Source organism: Burkholderia sp. 4M9327F10, assembly GCF_005503145.1.
In the GTDB taxonomy this organism is placed as follows: Bacteria; Pseudomonadota; Gammaproteobacteria; order Burkholderiales; family Burkholderiaceae; genus Paraburkholderia.
In genome coordinates this window covers 1-6929 of the sequence record NZ_SCNV01000121.1, presented here as the reverse complement: position 1 = coordinate 6929, position 6929 = coordinate 1, and the positions used below count along the sequence as shown (strand labels likewise).

The 6929-nt window shown below is 61.2% G+C and carries 8 protein-coding genes; all 8 read right to left on the bottom strand.

Going from position 1 to position 6929, the window contains the following annotated elements:
- Positions 1–285: 285 nt before the first annotated feature.
- The 8 genes from FFS45_RS41075 to FFS45_RS41045 all read right to left on the bottom strand — a co-directional run bounded on the left by FFS45_RS41075 (position 286) and on the right by FFS45_RS41045 (position 6756).
- Entirely contained in the window at positions 286–657 is a 372-nt protein-coding gene (locus FFS45_RS41075) for a hypothetical protein (RefSeq protein ID WP_063501148.1), read from the bottom strand.
- 65 nt (positions 658–722) lie between these two features.
- Positions 723–1577 carry a methyltransferase gene (locus FFS45_RS41070; RefSeq protein WP_212745815.1) on the bottom strand — a complete coding sequence of 285 codons (855 nt, stop codon included), beginning with the start codon at positions 1575–1577 and terminating at the stop codon, positions 723–725.
- A gap of 18 nt (positions 1578–1595) precedes the next feature.
- Positions 1596–1877 (bottom strand): hypothetical protein, encoded by a 282-nt coding sequence (locus FFS45_RS41065; protein WP_137960288.1) that lies wholly within the window; start codon positions 1875–1877, stop codon positions 1596–1598.
- Positions 1878–2448: 571 nt separating this feature from the next.
- On the bottom strand, positions 2449–2676 hold the full coding sequence (locus FFS45_RS41060) for a hypothetical protein (protein ID WP_137960287.1): 228 nt from the start codon (positions 2674–2676) through the stop codon (positions 2449–2451).
- A gap of 47 nt (positions 2677–2723) precedes the next feature.
- Positions 2724–4679, bottom strand: coding sequence for a DUF3560 domain-containing protein (locus FFS45_RS41055; RefSeq protein WP_137960286.1), 1956 nt, complete (start codon positions 4677–4679; stop codon positions 2724–2726).
- A 565-nt stretch (positions 4680–5244) separates the two neighbouring features.
- On the bottom strand, positions 5245–6318 hold the full coding sequence (locus FFS45_RS41050) for a hypothetical protein (protein WP_137960285.1): 1074 nt from the start codon (positions 6316–6318) through the stop codon (positions 5245–5247).
- A 26-nt stretch (positions 6319–6344) separates the two neighbouring features.
- Positions 6345–6521, bottom strand: coding sequence for a hypothetical protein (locus FFS45_RS42055; protein WP_158515392.1), 177 nt, complete (start codon positions 6519–6521; stop codon positions 6345–6347).
- A gap of 43 nt (positions 6522–6564) precedes the next feature.
- On the bottom strand, positions 6565–6756 hold the full coding sequence (locus FFS45_RS41045) for a hypothetical protein (protein ID WP_137960284.1): 192 nt from the start codon (positions 6754–6756) through the stop codon (positions 6565–6567).
- Positions 6757–6929: the final 173 nt, after the last annotated feature.

Below are 6929 nucleotides of genomic sequence, written 5' to 3'. Positions count from 1 at the left end.
GCTGCTGCCCGACGAAGCGAAACGCCCCGCGCGGCGAGCGCGCTCACCGAGCTGCTGCAGGCAGCGAGGCTGGAGGGGATGGCACGCGCCGGGGCAAGTCCGCGGGACGCGGCGCAGTCCCAAGAGCGGGGGTGCATGTTCACCGGGACGCGAGGTCGTCAGCTTGCGTGACGGGCGCAGCCTGGCGCGCAAGATGCCGCGTACCGGCTGGATTGCAGCAGCGGTACCAGAAGCGACAACGCCGGCACTCGGCCGGCGTCGGAATCAGATGACAATCTAACGAAACTAGAAGACAGGGAAATGGTTGAACAGGTCCGGCGTGGGAAACGGTGCCAGCGGTTTATCCTCGGTGTCCGCGTCCTCTGAGCGCCCCTCCAGCTGCGGACCCGAATTGTCGTCCGCGATCTTGATGAAGCCGCGATCAAGGGCGCCGACGATGATCCGCCTTTTGTCCTCGTCTGTTTCGACGGGGAGACCCTCTATCAACTCCCTGACATCGAAGTTGAAGCCCGACCCCTCGCCTTTCGCATACGAAGTCGTGAACCAGTATTCCATCGGCCCCTGGTCGACGTCATCATCAAGATAGCGGCGATACACCTTCACGCCGTTGTGTTCCGCGAACAGCTCCGGACTGACGAAAATCTGCTGGTACGGCATGGTTTCTCCTTTCGAGCAATATCACTGCATGGTGTTCACGCCCGCCAGACTGCGGGCGTCTTTAATCAGGCCGCCATCGCGAACAGATCGAGCTGGCTTAGCGGCTGGGCCATCGAAACCGCTTGCGCTGTGGGAACGTGTGCCGGCTCTTCCTGTTCAACAGATTCGAAATCGCAGACCACAACCTCACACACCGGCGAGACACCGTGCCAATCGCCCCGATACGTCTCCGTGTCGATTCCGCAATTGGCCTCAAGCGATATCGCCGTTTGATCCAGGAATTTCCGGCACTTTTCAGCGATGCTCTCCTGATAGTCCCGCTGTCCCGAATAGCGAAAGGGTGCGGACATCTGCGGGACAATGAACGTACCCCATCGCGCGATGCGCGACGCCAGTTCGATTACCTTGTATTCGAACTCCGCGCCCTTGTAACGGCCGCAGTAACCGTCTGCTCTCACGCGGCCAAAGGGTGGATTAGAAATCACCGCGTCGAACCGGTCGAACTCTTTCCACCAGTCGCCGAATACGTCCGCGTGAATCCAGACCGCATCGGGCACTACCTTTCGACCAACGCGCACATATTCCGCGCAGCGCTCGACGCATACGATTGATTTCGCTTTTCCTTCGCAGGCATACGCGAGGGAGCCGATCCCGGCGCACAGGTCGACAATCGAGTCACAACCGCTCGGCACTTCGATGGAAAAATCGCGGGCGAGACCCCACGGCGTGAAAAACGCACCCATCGCGCTGTTATCGTGATTCGCCCCTTCCTGAAAATTTTCGAGTACGAACAGACGTTCATCCTCCGTCAATCGACGGTCAAGGGCGACAAGCCGGTTCACTTCTGCCATCGCCTTAGTTTGTGCCTTAGTCAGTTTCATATGCTTCCCCGTAGGATGTTCAATCGGCGGCCACGTCATCGCGCGGCCTGCGCTTTTTCAGTTGATGCGTCGCGCCCTACCAAGGCCGTAGAAACCACCGACGCCGAGAATGTCCGCCGCCATGTCTGCCAGCGCGAAAAGACTTGGACCGCCCGGGTATTCGCAATGCCACTCACCGAGCAGCGAAAACGAGACAGGCTCCCTCGGGCGCTCGAAGTCAGCACGCAGATACGCACCCGGTGCCGGGCCAGTAAAAAACGAACCGGCTACCTCGATGCGATCGAATTTGTAGGGGTAGATGCACTGCTGGTAATCGCTCACTTCTTCTGCTTTGATCATTGCGCGTCCTTAAAGCTGACCGGGCCCCTAGATTCCGAGTCCCGGCGTAAAAGATGTTTCTGCTGAGTCGGCGGCGTCTCTCGCCGTTGCCGCCGTTCCCCTGAGTTCGTCGTCCCGCGATCAAAGGAGACGCGGCCGTAGCTGGGTCAAGGATTCAAGCGCGGGGTGCTGGGGCGGGATGGAGCGCAGCGACTGACACGGCCTCGCGCGCCTTGACGCAGCGCAGGACGTGGCTACGATCGCGAGAAAAGGACGGCGAACGAGGGGGACGGGAATTCGGCACTGAGAGCTGCTGCCCGACGAGGCGAAACGCCCCGCGCGGCGAGCGCGCTTACCGAGCTGCTGCAGGCAGCGAGGCTGGAGGGGATGGCACGCGCCGGGGCAAGTCCGCGGGACGCGGCGCAGTCCCAAGAGCGGGGGTGTATGTTCACCGGGACGTGAGGTCGTCAGCTTGTGTGACAGGCATAGCCTGGCGCGCAAGGTGCCGCGTCCCGGCTAGATCGCTGCGCGGTACCGGAAACAGAAACGCCGGCACTCGGCCGGCGTCGATGGTTATCCCGCGCGCGAGTGGCTACTGAGTCGTCGCCTGAGATGGATAGGTAACGTGGATTTTTCCGTCCGGCGTGAGCGTGAACTCACCCGGGCCTGCGTAGCCTGCGGGCTTCGTCGGCTCGTAAATGTAAATCGCACCGGGTTTCATGTTTCGTTGCGCCTGGGTTTGTGGTGGCTGCGTCTGAGCACAGGCGGAAAGCACGATAACAGCGGCAATCAGGGCGACACGGTATGCGGTGGCAAGCATATTTCTCTCTCTTCGTTGGCGGCCGCGCAAGCACGGCCGCATGCTGTTTAAACGTCGATCGTCAACAGAACGGTCCGAACATTCGTGCCAGATTCTACAAACGTTCCCTCCGGCAGTTCTTCCCACGTACCGCCTCGAGCTTCAACAAGCGGCAAAAGCTTTTCGTTCTGTCGTGGGCCATTCGCACAGATCGCAACCAGACGTGCGCCCGGTTTCATAAAGTCCAGTGCATGTGAAATATGCGCGATATCCTGACCATTGGCGAAAGGCGGATTAATGATGATTCGGTCGAACAGGCCCAGCTCGTCGCCGCACTCCAGAAAGTCGGCGCATACGACCTTTATATCGTCGTGTGACGCTGCGAGCGTCCGAGAAAGCGCGTGATTTATCTCGACGGCAGTAACGGTGATGGTGGTGCGGTCGACCGCTTCGAAAATCGCGTTGATGATGCGGCCGGTTCCTGCGCTGAACTCGCCAACCGAATCCCCCTCCTCGATCGCCGCCTCTTCCACCATACGCGCCGCTAGGGCGGACGGTGTCGGGAACAGTTGCGGCGCGCTGACTACCTGCACACCGGCCCGCAGCAATTCGCGCAAGCGGTCGAAATCCTCTCCCTTTTCCCGTGTCTCGACCGGGGCCGCCGGCTCGGCCATGCGCGATTCAACGCTTGACGGCTCGCGCTGGCTTTCGATCCTGACCGCCTCGGGCGTGTTGCTTTCCACCGCGGGCGGGTCGACGCGCTTCTGGTCCGTGATGTACACCTGAGCCAACCGGTAGCCGTCTCCCGCGACCAACGCACGGCGAATGCGGTGCGCGCCGTGCTTGTCGTCGGCGGCGATCTTCCGGACGCTCTTGTAGTCGTCCGGGCGGTTCTTCCACTGCGCAGCAGTCATTTCGAGAAAGCCCTCGCCGGGGTAGTTCGTGAGTGGAGACAGTTTCTTTGTGGCCTTCACGGCTGCCGCGTCTGTGGCTTCGGGTTCGCGGTATCCCTTCACCTCTTCGATTCCATACTTCCACTCATTGCGCCAATGAACGACGGCGGGCGCGCTCGTGGTAACGCTATTGATGCGACCGCTTGCACGATTGACCCGGATCACGACCAGCCATTCGCCGCCGACAAGCACGCGCCCGCCCGGCTTGATGTCGTGGTGGTCTGACGCAATGCCGCCGTTCTCGTCCAGCATGGCGCGCTCATATGCAAGCCGGTTTTCCAGGTGCATGATCCAGCGCTGACGCCAGGCTATGGTTTGCCTATGGACTGGAATGCAATGTTCGCGCGCCTGCTCGACGGTCATTTTTTCGTCGGCCAACATCGAATAGACCGACGTCCCCCAGGTCTTTCCTTCCTCGTAGATGGATACGTGGTCAAACGCTGCGATCTGTTTCGCCTGTTCCAGCGTGAGGCCCTCGGTCTGCCACTTCGTGAGGTTCTCGCTTGCCTCGGCGCTCTCCCGCCGATGTTTGCGGAGGTCTGCCTCCAGTGTCTTGATGCGACGGTGGCGCACGTCTGGCTTTTGCTTGTATTCCGCGTGGCGACGTGCCCCGGTTGCGCGACGCGTCCAGTATTCGGATGTTTCCCAAAGATTGACGGCACGACGCATGCCGTTTTCGATGCGCTCAGCGTCACGGCGCGCGTGGCGCTCGCTGTGATGGCCAACGAGGATAGGCTGTCCGAGCGGGATATGATCCGCGATAGCGGCGACGGCTTCACGCGCCGTGTGCGCTTCGCTCGCGCGCTTTTCGCTGTAGTCCTCGAACCGGTCTGCCCTGTCTTCTGCCCGATCAACTAGCGTGGTGTCCTCGTCGCCAACCTCGCCGCAAAGTTCAAGCAGCAGATCCTCGCGCGACGGCGACCACGCCGGAGCTACGAAAAGATCCTGTTTCGGTGCAAAACGGAAACCTGCTTCGTGAACGCGTTTGTACAGGCCATCGTCCAGACGCGAAGTCGAGTAGAGCCGCAGCTTATTGTCTTCGGGTGAATAGGTGGCGCTGAGATTTTGCATCTAAAGTTCTCCTTACAGGTTGAGCTGACCGGGCCCCTAGATTCCGAGTCCCGGCGTGAAAGATGTTTCTGCTGAGTCGGCGGCGTCTCTCGCCGTTGCCGCCGTTCCCCTGAGTTCGTCGTCCCGCGATCAAAGGAGACGCGGACGGAGCTGGGTCAAGGATTCAAGCGCGGGGTGTGGGGCGGGATGGAGCGCAGCGACTGACACGGCCCCGCGCGCCTTGACGCAGCGCAGGACGTGGCTACGATCGCGAGAAAAGGACGGCGAACGAGGGGGACGGGAATTCGGCACAGAGAGCCGCTGCCCGACGAAGCGAAACGCCCCGCGCGGCGAGCGCGCTCACCGAGCTGCTGCAGGCAGCGAGGCTGGAGGGGATGGCACGCGCCGGGGCAAGTCCGCGGGACGCGGCGCAGTCCCAAGAGCGGGGGTGCATGTTCACCGGGACGCGAGGTCGTCAGCTTGCGTGACGGGCGCAGCCTGGCGCGCAAGGTGCCGCGTCCCGGCTGGATTGCAGCGGCGATACCAGAAGCGACAACGCCGGCACTCGGCCGGCGTCGCTGGGCGATCACGCAAAGGCAAGCTGCCCCTGCGTCGCGCTTACCGGCTGAAGTGCGGGAGCAACCTCTGGCGCGGCCGTCTCGGGCACGTCCCACGTGAGCACGTCGCGCATCGAACCGACGCGATAGCGCACGCTATCGGCGTCTTCGCCTTTGATGTCCGAAAACAGGAACGTGAATTCATCCGCCGCCTGGTCGCGTTCGCCGATGAGGCCGAGACCTCGGGCCAGTTCATCCACCGCGCGACGGTGATGATCCTCCTTGCACGCGGTGCGGCGCACAGTAATGCGCGTGTCCTTGGGCAACGGCGCCGCATTCCTCAGCGCTTCACGCACGACCGGTATCGTTGCCTTCGCAAAGCCGGGTTGAACCAGTTCACGCTCAAGCGCCGGTCCGGTCACATACTGTGCAAGCGCGGAATAAGCCCATACGCCGTCTGACCACTTGCCGTCATCGCCTGCGACGAGTCGCACGTCTGCGTCGATGGCGAAGCAACGCGGAGACGGCAGGTCTATCTCCCGCGCAGAAACATTGCGCACGGGCGGGACGTCGATAGGTACCGTGCCAGTGTCGCTGTGAGTGAATACACGCCACGGCGACAGTTCACCGTCGACGCCATAGATCGCACGTAGCAAGCCGGTGTCGCCGTAGAGCGTCGCCGTAATACCTTCATTCCTGATTACGTCGAAGCGGTCTGCCAGTCCTGCACGCTGCAGGACGGATAACACCCTTTCGTTGGCATCCTCGGGCAGCGCCGCACGCCAGCCGGTTTCAAATTTCAGCGTCACGACAACGTCGCGCATCTGGACCGGACGATTCAGTTCCTGCTTCCACGATTCGATGTAGTTCTCCGGCTTAATGTCGCCGCTACGGCTCTGCAACATGCCGCCGCAACAGTCGGATGCACCTACAAATGCCCGCCGCAAAACTTCCTCCCGCGTGCCGAACGCGAATGCGCTCCAGTGGTCGGTGTGCGGATAGCAATTTTTTTCGTATGATCGCTCAAAAAGGATGTAGAGCAGCTCTCCCTCGTTCGAGCGGAAAGCGGCTGCACATTTGCCGGTGGTAACAGTTGCGCCCATGTGTGACTCCTCAAAAAGTTGCTGGTTTAGACGTTGAACGAGATTGCAACGAACGGCGCGTGCGATTCGATGTGTAGCGATACCTTCGGTTCAGCGCGCGGGCCGATCATGTCGGGCGACACGAAACCAATCCCCTCGATCAGCGAGTAACCCGATATCGTTGCGAATTCCCGTTGTACCGTTGCTTCGAGTACGAGAATCATCGGTATTCCCCTTGGTGTTTGCCCGCCGTAGCGTGCGCAGTTGTTATGCAGCGCGTCGCGCCAAGTAGTCGCAACGTGCCACTGCGATAGACAGTCCGTCCGAATCCAGTGAGTACGCGCTCTCGACCGTTGCATGCGTAGTCCCGGACACGCAGACCGCATACGACTTCTGGCGGCGGTCGCGCAAGACAAATACCTTGCCGTTTTCATGGACGATGTCTTCTTCCCTGTACATGGGTTTCTCCGCGCGGTTTTTAAAAGCTGACCGGGCCCCTAGATTCCGAGTCCCGGCGTGAAAGATGTTTCTGCTGAGTCGGCGGCGCCTCTCGCCGTTGCCGCCGTTCCCCTGAGTTCGTCGTCCCGCGATCAAAGGAGACACGGCCGCAGCTGGGTCAAGGATTCAAGCGC